The sequence below is a fragment of the Sphingobacterium sp. BIGb0165 genome (assembly GCF_024810095.1).
In the GTDB taxonomy this organism is placed as follows: domain Bacteria; phylum Bacteroidota; class Bacteroidia; order Sphingobacteriales; family Sphingobacteriaceae; genus Sphingobacterium; species Sphingobacterium detergens.
On record NZ_JANUEB010000006.1, the window covers coordinates 200,091 to 219,859 of the forward strand.

At 38.0% G+C, this 19,769-nt stretch carries 20 protein-coding genes and 1 tRNA gene; 11 read left to right on the forward strand and 10 right to left on the reverse strand.

The window, feature by feature from the left end; genetic code table 11:
* Positions 1 to 2: 2 nt before the first annotated feature.
* Positions 3 to 1,097, forward strand: a complete 1,095-nt coding sequence (locus M2408_RS15255; RefSeq protein ID WP_259183178.1) for a DKNYY domain-containing protein — start codon at positions 3 to 5, stop codon at positions 1,095 to 1,097.
* 209 nt (positions 1,098 to 1,306) lie between these two features.
* Here M2408_RS15255 and M2408_RS15260 read toward each other — a convergent pair whose 3' ends face one another.
* Positions 1,307 to 1,636 (reverse strand): hypothetical protein, encoded by a 330-nt coding sequence (locus tag M2408_RS15260; protein ID WP_120258905.1) that lies wholly within the window; start codon positions 1,634 to 1,636, stop codon positions 1,307 to 1,309.
* Between the two features lie 426 nt (positions 1,637 to 2,062).
* On the opposite strand from M2408_RS15260, the gene M2408_RS15265 reads away from it, so the two are divergent.
* A complete protein-coding gene (locus tag M2408_RS15265) occupies positions 2,063 to 2,785 on the forward strand; it encodes a ferritin-like domain-containing protein (protein ID WP_259183179.1) in 723 nt (240 codons plus the stop codon).
* Between the two features lie 21 nt (positions 2,786 to 2,806).
* Positions 2,807 to 3,640 carry a ferritin-like domain-containing protein gene (locus M2408_RS15270; protein ID WP_259183180.1) on the forward strand — a complete coding sequence of 278 codons (834 nt, stop codon included), beginning with the start codon at positions 2,807 to 2,809 and terminating at the stop codon, positions 3,638 to 3,640.
* A gap of 62 nt (positions 3,641 to 3,702) precedes the next feature.
* On the opposite strand, the gene M2408_RS15275 is transcribed toward M2408_RS15270, so the two are convergent.
* The gene (locus tag M2408_RS15275) at positions 3,703 to 4,545 is read right to left on the reverse strand and encodes an anti-sigma factor domain-containing protein (RefSeq protein WP_120258908.1); all 843 of its coding nucleotides are present in this window, start codon (positions 4,543 to 4,545) and stop codon (positions 3,703 to 3,705) included.
* A gap of 2 nt (positions 4,546 to 4,547) precedes the next feature.
* Positions 4,548 to 5,114 carry an RNA polymerase sigma factor gene (locus M2408_RS15280; RefSeq protein WP_120258909.1) on the reverse strand — a complete coding sequence of 189 codons (567 nt, stop codon included), beginning with the start codon at positions 5,112 to 5,114 and terminating at the stop codon, positions 4,548 to 4,550.
* A gap of 346 nt (positions 5,115 to 5,460) precedes the next feature.
* On the opposite strand from M2408_RS15280, the gene M2408_RS15285 reads away from it, so the two are divergent.
* The 3 genes from M2408_RS15285 (at position 5,461) to M2408_RS15295 (ending at position 7,262) form a co-directional block, all read left to right on the forward strand.
* Positions 5,461 to 6,309, forward strand: a complete 849-nt coding sequence (locus tag M2408_RS15285; RefSeq protein ID WP_259183181.1) for an NAD(P)-dependent oxidoreductase — start codon at positions 5,461 to 5,463, stop codon at positions 6,307 to 6,309.
* Positions 6,310 to 6,411: 102 nt separating this feature from the next.
* On the forward strand, positions 6,412 to 6,861 hold the full coding sequence (locus tag M2408_RS15290; RefSeq protein ID WP_259183182.1) for a hypothetical protein: 450 nt from the start codon (positions 6,412 to 6,414) through the stop codon (positions 6,859 to 6,861).
* A 71-nt stretch (positions 6,862 to 6,932) separates the two neighbouring features.
* Positions 6,933 to 7,262: a helix-turn-helix domain-containing protein gene (locus tag M2408_RS15295; RefSeq protein WP_120258912.1), complete on the forward strand. Its 330-nt coding sequence runs from the start codon at positions 6,933 to 6,935 to the stop codon at positions 7,260 to 7,262.
* Here M2408_RS15295 and M2408_RS15300 read toward each other — a convergent pair.
* The 3 genes from M2408_RS15300 to ppsA form a co-directional block, all read right to left on the reverse strand.
* On the reverse strand, positions 7,259 to 7,717 hold the full coding sequence (locus M2408_RS15300) for a VOC family protein (RefSeq protein WP_120259312.1): 459 nt from the start codon (positions 7,715 to 7,717) through the stop codon (positions 7,259 to 7,261). The two genes, M2408_RS15295 and M2408_RS15300, sit on opposite strands and share 4 nt — an antisense overlap.
* Positions 7,718 to 7,820: 103 nt before the next feature.
* Positions 7,821 to 8,621, reverse strand: a complete 801-nt coding sequence (locus M2408_RS15305; protein WP_259183183.1) for a DUF1080 domain-containing protein — start codon at positions 8,619 to 8,621, stop codon at positions 7,821 to 7,823.
* A gap of 320 nt (positions 8,622 to 8,941) precedes the next feature.
* Positions 8,942 to 11,374: a phosphoenolpyruvate synthase gene (gene ppsA / locus M2408_RS15310; protein WP_259183184.1), complete on the reverse strand. Its 2,433-nt coding sequence runs from the start codon at positions 11,372 to 11,374 to the stop codon at positions 8,942 to 8,944.
* Between the two features lie 126 nt (positions 11,375 to 11,500).
* Here ppsA and M2408_RS15315 point away from each other — a divergent pair, with 126 nt between their 5' ends.
* Both M2408_RS15315 and M2408_RS15320 read left to right on the forward strand, forming a co-directional pair.
* Positions 11,501 to 12,385 carry an AraC family transcriptional regulator gene (locus M2408_RS15315; RefSeq protein ID WP_259183185.1) on the forward strand — a complete coding sequence of 295 codons (885 nt, stop codon included), beginning with the start codon at positions 11,501 to 11,503 and terminating at the stop codon, positions 12,383 to 12,385.
* A 338-nt stretch (positions 12,386 to 12,723) separates the two neighbouring features.
* Positions 12,724 to 13,443 carry a DUF1028 domain-containing protein gene (locus tag M2408_RS15320; RefSeq protein WP_259183186.1) on the forward strand — a complete coding sequence of 240 codons (720 nt, stop codon included), beginning with the start codon at positions 12,724 to 12,726 and terminating at the stop codon, positions 13,441 to 13,443.
* A 267-nt stretch (positions 13,444 to 13,710) separates the two neighbouring features.
* Here the strand turns inward: M2408_RS15320 and M2408_RS15325 are convergent, their stop codons facing one another.
* Entirely contained in the window at positions 13,711 to 14,025 is a 315-nt protein-coding gene (locus M2408_RS15325; RefSeq protein WP_259183187.1) for a hypothetical protein, read from the reverse strand.
* Positions 14,026 to 14,499: 474 nt separating this feature from the next.
* Here M2408_RS15325 and M2408_RS15330 point away from each other — a divergent pair.
* Together M2408_RS15330 and M2408_RS15335 are read left to right on the forward strand one after the other, a co-directional pair.
* Positions 14,500 to 14,581 (forward strand) — tRNA-Leu (locus tag M2408_RS15330).
* Positions 14,582 to 15,110: 529 nt separating this feature from the next.
* Positions 15,111 to 15,557 (forward strand): VOC family protein, encoded by a 447-nt coding sequence (locus M2408_RS15335; RefSeq protein ID WP_259183188.1) that lies wholly within the window; start codon positions 15,111 to 15,113, stop codon positions 15,555 to 15,557.
* A gap of 609 nt (positions 15,558 to 16,166) precedes the next feature.
* On the opposite strand, the gene M2408_RS15340 is transcribed toward M2408_RS15335, so the two are convergent.
* Positions 16,167 to 16,907: a hypothetical protein gene (locus M2408_RS15340; protein WP_259183189.1), complete on the reverse strand. Its 741-nt coding sequence runs from the start codon at positions 16,905 to 16,907 to the stop codon at positions 16,167 to 16,169.
* 119 nt (positions 16,908 to 17,026) lie between these two features.
* Between M2408_RS15340 and M2408_RS15345 the strand changes: the two genes are divergently transcribed.
* Entirely contained in the window at positions 17,027 to 17,923 is an 897-nt protein-coding gene (locus M2408_RS15345; protein ID WP_120258921.1) for a hypothetical protein, read from the forward strand.
* A gap of 222 nt (positions 17,924 to 18,145) precedes the next feature.
* Here M2408_RS15345 and M2408_RS15350 read toward each other — a convergent pair whose 3' ends face one another.
* Together M2408_RS15350 and M2408_RS15355 are read right to left on the reverse strand one after the other, a co-directional pair.
* Entirely contained in the window at positions 18,146 to 18,529 is a 384-nt protein-coding gene (locus M2408_RS15350) for a hypothetical protein (RefSeq protein ID WP_259183190.1), read from the reverse strand.
* A gap of 128 nt (positions 18,530 to 18,657) precedes the next feature.
* Positions 18,658 to 19,626: an ROK family protein gene (locus tag M2408_RS15355; protein ID WP_259183191.1), complete on the reverse strand. Its 969-nt coding sequence runs from the start codon at positions 19,624 to 19,626 to the stop codon at positions 18,658 to 18,660.
* Positions 19,627 to 19,769: the final 143 nt, after the last annotated feature.

Genomic DNA, 19,769 nt, shown 5'->3' on the forward strand with positions numbered 1-19,769 from the left:
AAATGAACACTATAAAGAAGATGGCATCGATTCTACCAAACAGGCAAGTGAAAAAATACTTTTTTTTCCTGGCTTGTATTTTACTCAGTTTTTGTACCTCATGTAAGGATATTGGCAAACTGGTTGATAAGCAAAAATCGAGTTCCTATTTTATCGATTCCAAAGGACAGGTAGTCTATTGTCAGAATGGCAATTGGTTTAGCTTGGGCATATTGCAAATGCAGGCTGATGCGAAATCGTTTGAGGTTTTGGCGGAAGATATAGGCAAAGACAAAGACTCCGTATACTTTCGTAATATGGCACAAAAACTGGTAGACAGGAATTCCTTTTATGTCGACAATCAGGTTCCTAAAGATCGTTTTCACGTATATTATATTGATCAGGTCTTGGGTTTTAATGTCATTGAAGGAGCGGATCCAAAAACCTATGAACTAATCAGCAATCATATCAACTGGGCCCGGGACAAAGACCATTACTTCTACTCTAATGATATGATACAGGCCGATCGGAAAACTTTTGCATTCGTCAATGACTTTTTTCTGAAGGATAAAGATTCTGTTTATGTTTCGCCTAATATTGGAGCCTTTAGGTCAGTCATGCCTAACACCGGAAATGTTGAAGCCATAAATAAGTATTACATGAGAATCACAAATACAATATGCTATCCACCTTTTCAGCAGGGCTCTCCCGCCATAACGAAATCATTTGATTCCATACATACCATTCGGGTGCTTGATCAGGATATAATTTGTGTCAACAATAAAACCATCCTATTCCGGGGCAAAGATTTTAAATACACAGATGTTGATGCCTCCTCTTTTCAATTATTTCCTGTACATGAAAAAGATGGAATATATGCAGACAACCCTTATTCAAAAGACAAGAACCATATATACTATGATCAAGAAATAGTTCCGGATGCGGATGTAAAGACATTTATACCCATCGGTCGTGATTTCGGAAAAGACACTAAAAATGTATTTTATCAAAAACAACGGCTAGAAGGTGTAGATGCCACAAGCTTTAAAAAAGACGGTGATTTTTATAAAGACAAACGAGGGAATAAATTCAGCACTTTGACAGGAAATAAAGTGTAAATAAATATCTCCTCCGGAGGGAGCTTGCCGGAGGAGATATAATTCGTACAGATGTATATGACCTTGTAATACAAGTTTTAAATTTTGTTCTTTAAAAAGATCAAATACTTGTTTTGGATTTACAAACGTATTATAGAAAATATAACTCCCTAGTATACAGGTTTACAAAAAACTAAACGGTTGCAGCATCTATATTTGAAAAGTATCCACTAATTCCGAAGCAACATATTGTATGTGGCCAAATAAAACTCATCAATCAGTTGCTTAATTAAATCATCTTTTTTGCTATCTACGACCAATCCGACCCAATTTTTGGTTGGAAGATATTTACTTCGGATCCATTGAACAGGCAACTCCACTTGCTTTTCGGTGCGCAGCCATTCTAATCCACACTCGTTAAAATAGATCTTTTCATTAAATAAATCCATAACAACGAATGGTCTTTTCTTGAAATAGAAAATACTCATATCAAGATCGGCAAGCTCATTGAAGCTGATATATTTTTTTAGATGCATATAGGCATTAATTTCGGTCAACATAACGGTCTATTTGTTTTATCGGTTCATAAAATTATCCATTGGTCCAGATCATTAATCACACCTGATTGATTCGCTTATCAGTTGAAATTAGCTACTACTTCCCTTATTGGAATTTGATTTATAATTCAGTTACGAATCAAATCTAGGTGAATCGGGGCTGTTGGTTGGGGTAAATTTTGGTCTAATAGGTGGAAAAACACGAATTTTCATCGCCTATTGGTTTCTTAACTGAAAAGCATTTGAATATCTTGGTATTTGAAATAGGTAGGATGACAACATCCATTCTAATATGAAAAGCGATCTTGGTATTCTTTAATTCAATTTTTCAGGACATTAAAAAAAAGATGGATCTTCGCAATCCAAGCAATCCAAAAAGTCGTAAATGCTTATAAGTACAGAAAAATTATAAACTAAAAGACTTTTGTTATGAAAAAGATAACACCAAACAATGAGTCACTATTGACCTCCGATAGTGAATTTGAAAAGAAAGATCTCGGACGTAGAGATTTTCTAAAATTTGCAGGCGCCAGTGCCGCCTCACTTGCCATTCTTAGCGTGGCAAGCTGTAAAAAAGATCGTGATGACGATATGGATAATGGTGGTAAAGGCATGTACTTCGGTAGTGGGGACATTGCCATCTTAAACTATGCCTATGCACTGGAACAGCTTGAAGCTGCCTTTTACATTCAGCTGGTCAACAATCCATACTCCGGCATTTCCGATATGGAAAAAGCTTTCTTTACAGATATCCGTGATCATGAGATTGCCCATCGAGAGTTTTTTAAAGTGGCTTTGGGAGCAAAGGCTATATCTAATCTTGAATTCAACTTATCAGGTATTAATTTTAGCAGTCGAGCATCTGTCTTAGCTACCGCTAAAACATTTGAAGATCTGGGTGTTTCGGCCTATAACGGTGCCGGTTGGTTGATTAAAGATCCTAAATATCTCCTTTTAGCAGGTAAAATCGTTTCAGTGGAAGCCAGGCATGCCGCCTGGGTGCGTGATATGATCGACAATGGTAGTTTTGCCAACCAAGAAGTTGTCGATTCCAATGGACTTGACCTGGCCAAGAGCCCTAGCGTAGTTTTGAGTGCAGCGGCACCATTTCTCAAATCAAAAATAGATGTAAAGGATCTACCTACCTATTAATTCACTTAAAATCTAATTATCATGAATCTCTTAAACGTTTTTGACCAAATAAATGCTGTAGATCCAGAATTTAGCGATCGCATCAGCCCACGTCGTGAAGCTATCAAAAATCTGGCCTCTATAAGCGGAAAAGTCACGCTAGCGGCAATTCCTTTTTTAATCAGCGAACTCTTTAAAAAGGCATATGGTGCTACCGCACCCACTGACGTCAACGGTGTACTTAACTACGCCTTGACCTTGGAATATCTCGAAGCGGAATACTATACGATGGGGGTTGCCAAAGCTGGTCTTATTCCATCGGGTAGACCACTTGGTGCCATCACCACCATCCGCGACCATGAGGTTGCTCATGTCAATTTCCTCAAACAGGTACTTGGCAATAAAGCTGTTTCCAAACCTACATTTGATTTTACTGCTGGGGGCACCTTTGGGAATGTCTTTAGCAATTATGACACTTTTTTAGCTGTCGCACAAGCTTTTGAAGACACAGGAGTACGGGCATATAAAGGACAGGCTGGTATACTCCTTGGTAATCGTGTTGTGCTTACAGCAGCCTTGCAGATTCATTCGGTAGAAGCGAGACATGCCTCCCATATCCGTCAGATGCGACGGGCCCGTGGTGGTGGCGCAGCTGATCAAAAACCTTGGATCACAGGAAGCAATGACACCGGTATCGGCGCGGTTGTAGACCCTATATATGCTGGTGAAAACAATATTACACAAGCTGGAGTGGACATCACAGGCCTCTCTGGCACTATGGGAAAAATATCAACAAATGCGGCTACCCAGTCTTTTGATGAACCACTTTCTGCAGAAGCTGTACTTAATATTGCAGGTCTATTTATTAAAGCATAACAAAAAAACGTAGTTTATCTGTTTAGCATGTCCTGGTTTGTTTATCGAATCAGGGCATTTTTTTAGATACCGCCCATGACATAGAGTTCACTAAGCGTTGGCACATCTTTGCCTCCCTCATCCTCGAGTGTAATAGCAAAAGCTTGTGCTTTGGGGATGTCCAGCATTTTGCTTGTGCCATCTACTTTTGCATCCAATGGAAATACACCAGCATTCACCGGCTTACCATCAACCATCGCCCACAATTGATATTGCTTACCTTTAGGAGCGGTAGGCATCTGCTCAAGATTTAGGTACACTGCTTTCGAAAGTTGATCCCAAAAAACCAAAGCATGAAGATCCGGTTTATTTTCAACCCCTTTTAGCGGAATTGTTTTTATTTCAGGATTTTGCACAAGGCGCCATTTATCTTGTAAGGTGGCTAAGCTCGCTTGTTGCTGATCAAACGAAGCACTCGTCTTTGTCAGTTTATCTTTCGTTTCATTGTTTTGCTGATACAGCAACACATTAGCGCCGACACTGAGTACAAGCAACACGCTCGCGGCTATTGCCCAATTGTAGGACTTGCGTGGCACAATAACCGCCTCCGATTTTTCTCCGGAGTTCTGTTCGATATTATAATCGATTGTTGAGGATTCAGTCTCATTTCCTTCAGCAGGATCACTAGATGCAACGAGATTTTCCGCATTTAGTTTATTCCAGATATCCTCTTTTAGAGACACAGGCATAGCCATCGCTTGGATATCAGCCAACTCTTCGAGCGTTTTCTCCGCCTCGGCGATGGCCTGTTCCACTTCGACATTATTTTTTCGAATACAGTTCAAGATACTCACTTCCTCTTCCGAAGCAAGCCCCAAGACATATGATTCAATAATCCCTGACGATATGTATCCTTTAATATCCAAAACTAACGATACTCCTTTAATAATTGTTGTAGCTGTAAAAACGCAGCTCTGGTACGTGTTTTGACCGTCCCCAAAGGAACGTCAAGCTGTTCAGCAATTTCCTGTTGCGTATAGCCTTCATAGTATGCCATTTCGATTAAGATACGCCATTCAGGCTTTAATTTATCCAAAATATTTCTGAATCCAATAAAATCTGCTTTGGCGCTCTGCTCAATTTGAGTCTGATCCTGTTCTTCCTTACTATTTACGATATTTGAAAGCGGTTGGTTTTTTTGTTCGTTTAACACAGCCTTGGATTTTCGGTAGTCTAGGGCCGTATTCCGGGCGATACTGATCATCCAGGTATAGAGCCTGCCTTTCTCAGCGTCGAAAAGATCGACATGCTTCCAGATCTTAACAAATACATCCTGTATCACTTCCTCGGCATGCTCACTTGAAGCCACAATACGACAAACCACCCCATAAAGTGCCTCGGAATAGTTATCATAAAGATAACTAAAAGCCTGTTGGTTCTTTTTTTTCAATAAAAGAATCAGTGTTTCTTCAGGAAGGTTGTGTAAAGGGCTCAAATTTTACGTTTATAACTGGATAAAGATCAAAATTATATGTTATAAAACCAAGCCGCTATTATAAAACAAGTTAAAATACCTAACCAGCCGCATAAAATACTTAAACTGCAGATCGATTAATAATGATCTCATCTGTTTTATTGTTCTCTGCCATAATCCATTTTTCTCATCTGAAGACCTTTCCAAAATAGACTTCAAATGATCAACGTTAGAATATAATACCTCCGTAAAAAAGAACAACTGATAGCTTAGTAAAAAAATATAGTGAGAAGAGGACAATAATCTGACTTCACTATTTTAAATAGCATTAGTGATATCTTTACTTTTATTTACTAAAAAAACGAAAATGCGCATATTAGTAACAGGTTCAGCAGGAAAACTAGGGAGCACAACGGTTCAGACGCTAGGTCAGGCAGGACATGATGTCACTGGAATTGATTTATTGGAAAGTAACACAACAAATCACTTTTTAGATGTCCAGCAACTTGATTCCGTTATAGAATTTACTGTTGGTTATGATGCAATTGTTCATACGGCAGCTTTGCATGGAAGACATATGGATTTAAATTATATTCGACAGCGTTTTATAGATACAAATATTACAGGGACATTAAACTTGTTAAATGCCTGTGTAAAAAATGGAATAAAACGTTTTCTTTTTACAAGCACAACTTCCATATATGGCAATGCCATGCTTGACAATGAAAAAGCTGTATGGGTTACCGAAGAACTTACCCCTCAGCCCCGCGATATTTATGACATTACAAAACAAGCATGTGAAGAACTTTGTAAGGATTTTTTTGAAAAGGAACAAATAATGACCAGTGTCTATCGCGTAGGTAGGTTCCTTCCGGAATCTGAGAATCTCATGTTAAATCATCGTTTATATAGAGGATTAGATGAAAGAGATGGCGCTGAAGCTCTTCGACTCGGTGTTGAATTCAACTTTAAATCCTTCCAGATTTTCAATGTGTCCAGTGGTTCGCCTTTTGAAATTGACGATCTAATCGAACTAAAATCTAATCCTTTGCATGTTATCGCCAAGCGTATTCCAAAAGCCATTGAAATATACAAACAAAAAGGCTGGAGCTTTCCAACCTCGATAGATCGGGTGTACAGAAGTGATAAGGCAGCTCATGTACTTGGCTATAAGCCACAATTCACATTCACTTTTCTTTTGGATCAACTATCCTAGAACTTTAGTTATTGTCAATATCTAAAATTTCATTTAATATGGCCTAGTTTTGGATAATAATTACACAAATTTGTATCAGTTCAATTCAATAAAGGAAAAATCATGTTACATAAAGTTCTCATTTTGAGTTTAGGCATCTATAGTCTGACAAGTTGTACCTCTCAAAAAAATGTTCATGTTTATGGGAAAGAGGCCGAACGTATAGACCTATCCGAGGGACAACAAAAAATATTAAAAGAATATCCGCTGCAAATTAAATTCAACCGTATTTTAGAAGAAAGTCGTTGCCCCAAAGGAGTGGATTGTATATGGGCGGGAGTTGCTGTTGCCGAAATTGAAATAACGGAAAAGGCGGCCAAACCTATCATTTTGAATCTCGCGACAACAGATATGCAAACAAGGGGTTACCAAAAATCTACTAATCTCAATGGATATACCATTGCATTACAAGATATTACTCCCTACCCTACAGCCGAACGTGGGGCACAAGATTTAAAAGGGGACTATAAAATCGTCATTACAGTACAAAAAAATGGAATAAATGATGTTTAACAAGAGAATTATGATCGCAGCATTATGGAGTAACAATAAACAAAACTGTGGTCTTTCAGAATATAATACATATGCGTAAAGAAAATTCGACCAATGCTATCAATGAAAAAGCACTACAACAATATTGCAGTGCCTTTAAAACATTATCATTAATTAGCGGGCGGTGGAAGCTTTCCATTTTATTCAAATTGCTTAAAACTGAGACAAGCTATTCTGAGTTCAAACTCCTTCTGCCTGAAATAAGCGACCGAACGCTTTCTAAACAATTGAACGAACTAATGGCGGATGGATTGATCTTAAAGAATAAGAGCAAGGTTTCGTCGATGTATACATTGACAGATAAAGGCTTGAAGCTTGAAAAAATTTTAATCGACCTTTCCGCATTTCATGATCAAGATTAACCAAAATCTATTTTTTCCAGAAACTCGATCACTTCCCCATTAGGACTGTACACCAAGCTATTTCTCACAGGAACAGTTTTGGTGTCATTTGATAAATCCAGCTCAAACATGCCTTGACTTAGGTCTTTGGCCCCATATTCAAGGGCTTGTTTTCTTGCCGCTTCGGCATCTTTTACAACGAAACATATATGAAGTAAAGCATTCTCTATGTATTCGTCACCCGGTCTTCTTTTTCTGCCCTGTGTTGGTATAGCTGCGTTTTCATCGCATATCTCCAAGTAATAATTGATGGCTCTGTTATGAAGCATCACACATTTTTCCAAATTGAAATCGGGTAAGGACCAGCTGTGTACTATTTCGAAGCCAAAATTCTTATAAAAATCCACAGTATGTTCAAAGTCCTTGGCTTTAATAGATATATGATGAAAACCGATGATGTTATTTTTTAAATCCATATTGCTAAGTTTTGTATTTTCAAAGGTACCCATCAATAGATCGCAATAAAAGGGCTTACAAAATTGTTAGTATATGAAAAGAAACAATAAAGCATCGCGATCTTTATCTCCTTGGCTTAGGGAGCTCTTTGATCCAGATATTCTTAAAATCTACTGGTTGCCCCTCACTTTGCAAGGCGATAAATCCGCTACTCAACAACTTACCATCGATCTTAATTTTGGGGTCATACCCATTTGCTGTTCCCCCTCCGATCTGCGGTTTTGAGTATTCCAGAACGGTATCACCGTTAATAATATGTTTAATCAGTGAATCACCCAATACAATCAATTCTCCTTGAACCCATTGATCACCATCATAAGTCTTGGAAGTCGAATTTAAACAATGTGAAGAAGCAATCTTACCTTTGTAAACCACGTTAGTCCCCGGAGAACACATATTTCCTGTAGGTCGTGGTTCGCCATCACTTAATCCACCCAAAAGTTGCATTTCTACAGAGATGGGCCAATCTTGCTCTTTCAACATTGTTCGGGGATCTTGTGAATGAAACATGACACCGCTATTGCGCAATGTATATGAAGGTGCTCCTTTGTGCAGATCACCCACAAACCGATATTCAAATTTTAAGTGATAATAAGAAAATGGTGTTTTATAATATAAATGACCAAACTGATCATTGAAATCACCATATTGATCGTACCTGATCTTAATAATTCCATCTTCAACCCTGAAGGTGCTCCCATAATTCTCACCAACTTCATGGTGATGAATTTTGACAAACCAATCATTAATATCTTTCCCATCAAATAATGATTTCCAGCCCGCGTTATCAGACTTGCCCTTCATTCCTGCACAACCAGCAAACATCAGAGCGGCAGCTAAAATTATATAAATCAATCTTTTCATTGAATACTTATTTGGTTTAAATCGGATAGCAATATACGACATATTCCATTAAGCCCCATTGAACAGGCTTGTTCTTGGCGTTTAATAGTAATTGCTTCTAATCATTTTAGCTTGATTTATAAAAAAATTTAGGTATAAACAGCGCCTAGACAAGGCTGCTGAAAGATTTCGAACGCTTTTCTCTGGGGGAAGAGCGGGTCTCATTTTTTCCGGATTTAGTAAACCAGACAGAATCCAAGTAACTATAGGAAAAATCATGGTAGAATATTTTTTATATAAGAAATACTCCCGAGATTTTGATCCCGGGAGTATTTTTCGCGTTAATAAGCGACCAACTTCTCTTCGATTTCTTTGACGGCTTTCACTGTTTTCATAAAGGAATCGGGTGTAACGGAAATAGAATCTATACCTTCTTCGACCAGAAACTGGGCAAAATCCGGATAATCGGATGGACCTTGACCGCAGATACCGACCTTGACTCCTTGTCTCTTTGCGGTGCGAATAAGGTTCGCAATCATTATTTTGACCGCAGCATTGCGCTCATTATATAAACCGGAGACTAAGGCTGAATCGCGATCCAATCCAAGTACCAACTGGGTAAGATCATTCGATCCAATGGAGAATCCATCGATATAACGAGCGAACTCTTCAGCAAGGATGATATTGGAAGGCACTTCCGCCATCAGATAGACTTCCATACCCTTTTGACCCCGTTTAAGACCAAATTCCTCCATCACCTGATAAACCCGCAGCAACTCATCTACTGTACGGCAAAATGGGATCATAACGACGACATTGTCTAGCCCCATTATTTCGCGAACTCTTTTTATCGCTCTACATTCCATCCCAAAAGCCGCCTTATAGGCCGCTGAATAATATCTCGAAGCTCCCCTCCAACCAATCATTGGATTTTCCTCTCCGGGTTCAAAGTGCTTTCCACCGGGCATATTATAGTATTCATTGGTTTTAAAATCTGAAAAACGAACGATTACCTTATTTGGATAATAAGCCGAAGCAATTTTACCGATTCCGTAGGACAGCTTTTCAATGAAATATTGCTGTTCATCTGCATAACCGGTAATAAGCGAGCTGATGTAATTGCTCAATTCGATATCATTGAGTTCCCGATGTTTTAAGAGCGCCATGGGATGAATCTTGATATAGTTGTTGATAATAAATTCCTCCCGTGCCAAACCTACTCCTTTTGCAGGATACTCCGCATATTGAAAGGCGATATCTGGAGATCCAATATTCATCATTATTGGCGTACTCACATCAGGTAGGTCAGAAAGATCATGTTCATGCTTACTATATGGAATCTGTCCTTGGTAAATGAACCCTGCATCCCCTTCTGCACATGAAACAGTAACTTCCTGTCCGCTAAGCAATGTTTCTGTCGCTCCATCACAGCCCACGATAGCGGGCACCCCCAATTCACGGGCAACAATAGCAGCATGACATGTCCGTCCACCTTTGTTGGTGATTATTGCAGCTGCCTTTTTCATAATTGGCTCCCAGTCGGGATCGGTTATCTCCGCAACCATGATATCACCTGGATTAAAGTTGATCTCTTGTATATTTTGCTTATTGACGCCTTTGAAATTATGAACTCTCCCGGAAGCAATCTTGTCTCCCACCGCAATACCTTTTAGTAGAACCTGCGAGGACCTGTTTTTCGCATTGATTTTATATTCCGTAATACAATTGGATTTTTTCAGTGAATGGATGGTCTCAGGTCTTGCCTGAACAATGTATAAATCACCTTTCAAACCGTCAAGAGCCCATTCTACGTCCATAGGACACCATTTTCCTTTGAGCGCGGTATAATACTCTTCAATAATACACACCCATTTGGATAGCTGAAGGATTTGTGCATCGCTTAGACAAAATCGCTTCGTGCTTTCCACTGGCGTATCTATCACCTTCACTGTTTCACTTCCTGAAACACTGTAAATCATCTGTAATTGTTTGCTCCCTAGCTTCTTTTCTACAATCGATGCGTAACCTCTTTTTAACAAAGGTTTGTATACAATAAATTCGTCCGGATTCACCATCCCTTGCACAAGAAGTTCGCCCAATCCATAAGATCCATTCATAATCACGGCATCTTTAAAACCACTTTCTGTATCAATAGAAAAAGCGACTCCTGAAGCTCCTAAGTCAGATCGTACCATCTGTTGTATACATACAGAAAGTCCTATATTAAAATGTCCAAAATTAAATGCTTCTCTATAACTGATCGCTCGATCCGTGAAAAGAGAGGCAAAACAATTTTTAATCGCTCCCAACAGATCTTGCCGACCCCTAATATTTAAATAGGTATCCTGCTGACCGGCAAATGAGGCATCGGGGAGATCTTCTGCAGTAGCGGAAGAACGGACCGCAACACCAAAGTCCTGTATATTCTCCAAACCGATAAGCTCTTCGTAGGCGGCGAGGATCTCCTGTTCCATTGCCGGTGTGAAAATACCTTGCTGAATCAATGTTCTGATCCTACCTCCGCAACTGGTCAGCTCCCTCAGGTTTGTACTGTCAATGCCCTTCAGTATATCTTTAATTTTCTGATCCAGTTGATTGTCGGTGATAAACTGAAAGTAAGCCTGACTGGTCACAATAAATCCATCTGGAACATTTACTCCTAAAGGTTTCAAATGCTGTAACATTTCTCCTAAGGAAGCACTCTTCCCTCCTACCAAATCAATATCCTCAATAGAGGCTTCAATCAGGCGCATTGTAAATCTGTTGTTGTTCATTATACAATTATTTTACACGAAGTTAGGCTGCATTTTTTGAAGTCATTTGTTAAATATTAAGACAAACTGATATTATTTTAATAATTTTATTTACATCATAAGCATATTTGTATTTATATTATATAAATGGAAAACTATTTTGGACAGACAATCCTAACGAAAAATTCGATGTTTACCTTAGCAACTGCTGATATTTACCATGCAGCAAACAGCTTCCACAGCCATCGTGAACTCGAGCTGATTTATATCTGTTCGGGCGAGGGAACGTTTTCAATAGGTCAATCTTCCAAAAGAATTTCCAGCGGTACGATCATCCTAATTGGCGCAAATGCGCCACACATGTTCAAATTCGAAACGAACCGCTATTATGACTATGCAATGAAGCACGGTAGGACACCAGTACCTCTCAAGCTCTTGACATTACATTTTGACCCCAACAAATTAGGGCAAGATTTCCTCAATCTCCCTGAAAACAACTTATTAAGCAAGCTACTAACAGCTTCAAAGGTCGGATTGCAACTCGAAGGACGAACAAAAACGCGTGCAATAAGGAAACTCAAGAAGCTAGAAAGCTGTGAAAGCTACGAACAGCTACCTTTGTTACTATTGCTAATAAATGAAATCAGTGCAAGCCAAGATATCCCTCAGAGCTACGAAAATGAGGATATCAAACCCTTTAAGAAAATAGACGAAACACGTTTGAGCAGGATCTACTTGTACACCATGGACAATTTTTACAAAGACATCAAGCTAAGTGACATTGCAAGTATAGTATATATGGTTCCAAATGCTTTTTGCCACTATTTTAAGTCTCGTACAGGAAGGAGCTATTTTGACTTTCTCATTGAAGTCAGAATCGAACATGCCTGTAAGCTATTGCGTGATGGAAATGAGAGTGTCTCTGCCATCTGTACGAGCTCAGGATTTAACAATCTCTCGAACTTCAACCGCTACTTTAAACAGCAAACCGGAAAATCTCCGATTGCCTATCGGCAGGAACACCGACAATAAGTAGTATTGTCATAAATAGCTACAACTCGTCATTCTTGATATAATCATACCTGATATAGTCATACTTGCCAACGATTATCATAACTTGTTATTCATTTAGATTTCCAACATTACGTCAGGCTTATACCCGCTATCATACGCCACCACTAAACAGGTACAGCATCCAACTTACATTCGAAATTGAAAAAAACAGATCTATCTATAGGTTATTTGATGGAGATAAACAATTAGCTGAGAATCAAATCGAACAGTTTTCAATCTGGAAGTAGGTTTACTATTGAAAAATGGATTAACTTTATTATAGTCTTTTTTTTAGTTCATTTTAAACAGTGATCGTTATGAAACTATCCAAGGGAATTTTTCTTGCATTTTTGGCTATGTGCTATACATTACAGGCATTTGCGACATGGTCAATTATTATAATAGATCCCAAAACAAAAGAAATTGGAATTGCTGGGGCTTCATGTACCTACAGCGTTTATGGAATTGGCACTATCGTTCCTGGAAAGGGAGCAGTTGTGGTTCAGGCAATGAGCAATAATAATGCTAGAAAAAAAGGAACTACAATGGTTCAGCAAGGTATTGCTCCCGAAAAAATTCTGAGTGCCCTACGAGATCCCGTCTTTGATCCCGAAAACCAACAATATGCGATTGTTTGCTTATATGATTTATCGACCCCTGTCTCTTATACAGGTACATCGGCATCTCCTTTTAAGGGAAGTTTGACAGCAAATGGGGTTTCGATTCAGGGAAATATATTAGCCGATCCTGGCGAGTTGAAAGCAATTCTAGATGCAGTATTAAAAGGGCAAAAAGAGCACTTAAGTATAGCGGAAATTTTAATGCGCGCACTTGAAGCGGGAGCAGAATTGGGGGGGGACAAACGATGTGGCGAACGTAAAGCCGCAAGCGCCTTCATTAGCGTCGCAAAACCAAGTGATAATCCTCAAAATTTATCAATCAATCTAGTCGTAACCGGAGAAAATGAAAACATCAATGCTATAACGGCCCTACGCAATAAGTTTGAAACCTGGAAAGCAGACGTTAAAAAAAGGTAGGGCATAAATTTTAACTTGCCATCAACAGTCACATGGATAACATAAATCTGCTTTTTATTCAGCGGATTGACCGCAGCTACAGATTGGAACTAGGTAACGGTAGTTTGTACTGATTTGACGGCACCTTTGATCTGATAAAGTTCTTCAATGACGGTACCATTATACAAAAGGTAAGGCAATTCTTTGATACCTAATTGTTGACCATGTGCATAAGTTGATAGGCACCAGATAAAAATGAATGTAACCTTGTATTGTCATTTTTATATTTTAAAACATCCGTGTTATTCCATCGCGATTATTATACTTTCTTTTTTTTAGCCAGCTACCCACAGTGATAAATACAAGGGAAACAGCAACGGCAAAAACAGCATCTATGAAAAGGTGCAAGGGATGATACTCCTCTGACTGTCCAATCGTATTGGTTGCTACCAAAAATACATAGACTGCTTTATGATAAATCACTAATGGAAAACCGAAATTGAGGCTACCATCATTATCCGTATCATTATGATAGCTCAATGCACAAAGAGCAAAAAAAACCACTATAGTATACAATAACCATTTGAGCGTTGTTTTCATCATCTATTTTATAATTATTACACTTTATTTAAAGTACGAAAGGAATATATGCCAGTGTTTTATCTACAACTTCTTCATTCGATAAATCATCAGCTATAGAGAAAAAGGCTAATTGCAAAGAGTCTCCAGTTCATATTTAATGTTATTTTGGCTATAGTTCATTTAGAAATAAAGAAATTAAATCAAACCAACTTATTGAGTTAGTTTCGCACAATTTTATTTTTTCAAGATAGGGATGAGACAAATTTTCAAATTCCATAACGACAAAAAAATAGTTTTGAGAGTCCAATATAACAGCCTAAACCCATCAAGTTCGACAGCTTTAAAAAAGAGGAATAATAAAGTCCATCCAGTGCTAGAAAAAATCCTAATTAAAAATATCTGACTCATAATCTGCCCTGTACAACGAATGTAAGCAGAATACTTGCAAGATATAGCTTAGGTTTATATATTTGCGACATCAAAAGAAATCCTAATGCGGAAGTGGCGTAATTGGTAGCCGCACCAGACTTAGGATCTGGCGCCGCAAGGCGTGGGGGTTCGAGTCCCTTCTTCCGCACTGAAATCCTCCTGAGTTTAAAATCGCAGGAGGATTTTTTTATTCTAAAATACTCCAGAATTATCTGAGTTCACCCCTACAGCAGTAATCCATGTCCCATTAAATCAGACAAGTCCAATTACGATAAAAAACCAAGCGGATAAATAATGAAATAAATAAATTCGCTATATTAGTGTTAGCGCTATTAACCTAATAAGCTAAGTATTAGATATAACCAATTTGGATATGAACCTATTATTTCTAAACATCGGGACACAAGAACTAATTCTTCTTTTCCTATTAATTCCACAGTTCCTAGTCATTTATACACTTTACAATATTGTTACCAACAATAAGTTTGCTAATGACAAGAAACTTCTTTGGGTTGTGGTTGTTTTCCTTTTTAATGTTATCGACAGTATCATATACTGGATGGTCGAAATGAAAAAAACGCGAGCTTATTAGTGAAAACAATCATTTTTGTAGCTGTTGACAGGCAGTTGTCATCTACGCATTTATCTTTGAGATATTCAACTAAAATTATATTATCATGGCATTATTACACGCGTATTTGAATTTCAATGGCAACTGCGAAGCAGCATTTGACTTCTACAAAACAGTATTTAATACTCCACTAATCGGCGTTCATCGTTTCGGCGACATGCCAGGGGATCCCGAACATCCAATTGCAGATGCTGACAAGAATAAAATTATGCATACGGCACTCAATATCAACGGTTCGGTTATGCTAATGGGCTCAGATTGTTTGGAGAGTTTCGGACAGAAAGCGACCTTTGGAACAGGCAGTTATTTGATGCTGGACGCTCAATCTGCCACAGAGGCCACAGAACTTTATGATAAACTTTCGGCAGGCGCCCAAAATATGGAAATGCCTTTGGGCGAACAGTTTTTCGCTGAATTATTTGCATCCTTTCAGGATAAATTCGGCATTGCATGGATGATCCACTTTGAAGGAAATAAAAAAATGAGAACATAAAGAATCCCTTCAAACAACACATCTAAACATATACTGTCTATTACTCTATTTCCTGCAAATGCATCGTTTGTGGGGAATGGAGTAATAGTTATTGGCATCTGGTTCGGGATTTAAAATATTATCAAATTTTTCTCTGGGTTGTTCCTCCAATAAAACCACATAGGTTCATAGCTATAAATTGTATTATTAACAGGATGATAAGATAACCAACTGGTTTTCCTAAAAAAAGACCAATTGTTATTTTTATCACTCCCGAAACAAGAATGACTATCATAAAGTAAAATGTTGTATTCGAAATAGTCTGCCGTAAATAGTTAAAGCTAAAAACTGAAAGATAAAATCCGGATAAGAGGATCAAATAAAACTTTAAAAATTCAGGTCCTTTCAAAGAAAATGGATTGTAAGTTTGATGGTTTATTACAAGCCAGATCATACTTATTGCAATTGTAGCCGAGTGAAATAGTATTTTTTTCATCTGTCTGAATTATTTGTTCATCAATTATTTTTAGATAAGGTATTATTCATAAGTATTTATTTGCAATGGTATTCATGAGCTCAATCGTTCAGCTCACTCGGTCCACGTTGCCTTCAGCGGTATAAGTGCAGGTCTCAACCGCCACATCCACCACAGCCCCCGCATCCGCCACATCCGCCACCACAACTTCCACCTCCGCTACAGCTTCCCCCCGTAGTAGCGCAACTTCCGCTATCAGAATTGGTATTGTTACCATTTTTTTGATTTTTTGTAGTAGTACCACCAAAAATCCATGAGAAAAACCCCAGCAAAAATGAGATGCTAACGACCAGCACCACCATGACTGTCAACGTATTAATAACTTCTCCTATACAAGATGTCATCATCAACAGCAATGCAAAACAGGGAACCAACTTCAATCTTTTAAGCCAGCTCAGTCCCGAAGGCTTCGCGTCATTATTCCAAATATCGTTAGGTGCATCTTGATTAAAAATTTCTCTATAGCTGGCCAACGTATCTACAAACCATTTTTTGTGCCTGCTTTTTTCTGCGACGCCGCCTTTTGATGGGTGATGATGTAACTTTCTTTTCAAAATCTCGGGACAGAATTCCTCCCAATAGTTTTGAGTATACATAAGATGCATATGCCAGACTTTATCTACGATTTCACTTGGTGAAGCGCCGTTTGGCAAAATACAACAGAGATAGACAAACTTCTTATACTCTTCTATCGCTTTTTTTGTAAAGTCCAAAGTCCAGTTTTCTTCTTTGGCCAGTTTCTTTGAAAAAGGAAGATCAACATCTGGACTGTCTAACGAAAACTTCTGAAGCCTGCTCCAGAGAGAATCATTCTGTAGTATGGTGTTTGTTTCCATTGTTTTAAATTTTAAGTTCTATTTCTTATTCAAATATGCTTTGATTAGAAAATATAAAAGTCCTGCAACAGTCTCTTTATGTTGTAAATAAATCTTAAATTAGTCTTATACAAAAACGGATGAAAAAAGAAGATATCCTGCATCTTGAGAAATTAATGAATTTTCTGAGCATGCATTTTTTGAAGAAAAATCATTGGGAAGATGTCACAAAAACCGAATGGTCTTACATCGTTGCAGAGCTTAATGAATTAATTATCAAGGACAATACAGAAAAAAGCATCAAAAAAGAACCTGAAATACTTGGCTCCAACTATCTTTATGAACACCTGATAATCAACAAACTAAAGAAGTATTACCAGAATAAGACCACCATTCTAAGCAAACCTAATTTAGCAAAACTGAGTTTAATCGTCAGAGTTTTAGGCTATGCAAATTATATTGATTTTATTAATTCAAATACGGAAGCATTTAATTTTAATGATCTGAGGATTAATATGAACAATGCAAAGCAGAATACATTGCTTTTGGATCGGTTGGTGGGATGCTGGTATTCCTATAACAGGAATCTTCCAGACAATATTCTACAGGCCAAAGAGGATCGGATATGGCGTTCGGCGATGGAGATCTACAAGTCTGAAACTTCTGATGAATATTTTATCGAACGAAGTGGTGGAGATCACCACAAATATTTCGGGAAGGTAACGGCATATTCAGACTATGTCTTTATCATAATGAACAGCAATACATTTATCCGCCAGCGGCATTTTATTTCGAGAATAAAAGACATCAATGAAAAGCTTAAAAACCCAGAATATAAGCTCTTTGAATTGCATTTTATAAGTACATGTATCAGCTTTAATCAGGAACCAATTGCGCTTTTTGAAATATTTCAAAAAGCAGAAAGAAAAACGTTTATCTCCGATTCGATCAGCTTCCCAATTGACAGCGATGAAATTCCTCAATCTATTTTAAGGCAGCTCGAAGATACTGAGGCAAACAGAATAGATTACAGATAGGTATTAAGTGAAATTCTCGGATACATGTTTTTGAAACTGCACTAAGTAAGGTTTGTATCAAAATTGGCATTTCAATATATTTTGATATCCAGAAGGTAATACCTCAAATTAGTGTTCAGTACCTTTCTAAAAAAAATCAGCATGGAAGATTCGATGCTGATTTTTTTTAATTATCAATCGCTGTGCGTGTTAGCTCCACAGACTCAAAATTGTTGTTATAACTTAAGCTGACCAGTCGAAAGGTTTTGTACAGGGGTCGCACTCAAATTTTAATACCTTACCTAGGCTCTTTGCTTTTTTACCTTTTTTCACAAACACATAGGCTAGGTCTAAATATTCTTCAACTTCCTTTCCACTTTCATCTCTACCTTTTAATATGACAGAATAATATTTCCCCTCACTATCTTTTTTAAAAAACACCTCGTTAACGGTAACTTTTTTCGGTGTTTCATTATCACAACAGCTGCACCACAAAACTACAACTGCTTCCTTCTTGAGATATCCAACAGCTTTCTCTGCCTGCGCCTGTGTTAATGCCGAAAGTTGATCTGCTTTCGAAAAAAAAGCAGTGCAGAGCAATACAAAAAGTAAAATGGTCTTTTTCATCTATTTAAATTTATCTTTTAATTGTGTAGAAAGTTTTCAATTTTTAAAGAATAAGTTAAGCAAATACTATGCCCTTTAATAGCAAAAACTCGGCCTCTCTCCCACAAATTAAATATGCATCATTATAATTACTTTTCCCAAACCAAAGCACTAGCCCCGAGAATGGCTGCATCTGCTTCCTCCAGTTCACTGAAAACCAGTTTCACCTTATTTCTAAATAAGGGAAAAAGATTTCTTTCCATGTGCAACTTCGCAGGTTTTAAAATAAAATCACCAGCTTTAATTACACCACCAAACAGCAAAATAGCTTCGGGAGAGGAGAACATCACAAAATTTGCCAATGCTTCCCCCAATTTCTGGCCAGTATACCTAAAGACTTCAATGGCAATGGGATCACCTTTTTCCGCACATTCATGAACAGTTTTGGAGTTAATGGCGTCTTCGGGATATTGATTCAGCATTGACTCCGGAAATTCAGCTCTCATTTTCTTCGCAGTAATTGTGATTCCCGTTGCAGAAGCATAGGCTTCCAGACTTCCTTCAGAACCTGTGCTCCAATGCTTTCTTCCTCCCGGTTTGACAATTGTATGTCCTAATTCTCCAGCAAACCCATCATGTCCATAAATAAGTTTCCCGCCAGCTACAATGCCACTTCCTACGCCTGTTCCTAAAGTGATCATAATAAAATCCTTCATTCCTCGTGCTGCCCCAAAAAGCATTTCACCATAGGCTGCGGCATTCGCATCGTTGGTTATTGTACAGGGAATATTAAATTTAGCAGTCATTAAATCACTAAATCGAATCACGCCTTTCCACGGAAGATTGGGGGCATGGTCTATTGTCCCTGTGTAATAATTCGCATCGGGAGCACCAACTCCAATTCCGTCAAAGTTATCCCCACCGCCAAACATTTCGATGAGAGGATAAGCTTTCGCATACAAAGCATCTATAAACTCTTCAACATGCTCATACTCATTCGTTCTTATGCTTCCTTTTTCAAGTACCTCACCCCGATGATTGACTACCCCGAATTTCGTATTGGTACCCCCGATATCTATGCCTAGCGCTACACGTTTTGATAAATCTATTAATGACATTACTATTCCTTGTTTCTAAGTTTTAAAATTATAAAAAAGATAGTGTTTTATAGTGAATTAAACAAGGGATTAGTGTACCAGTTTAGATACTGACAATGAAACAATCCAATACAACCACGGTCTATTTTAACTGATATTGCAAT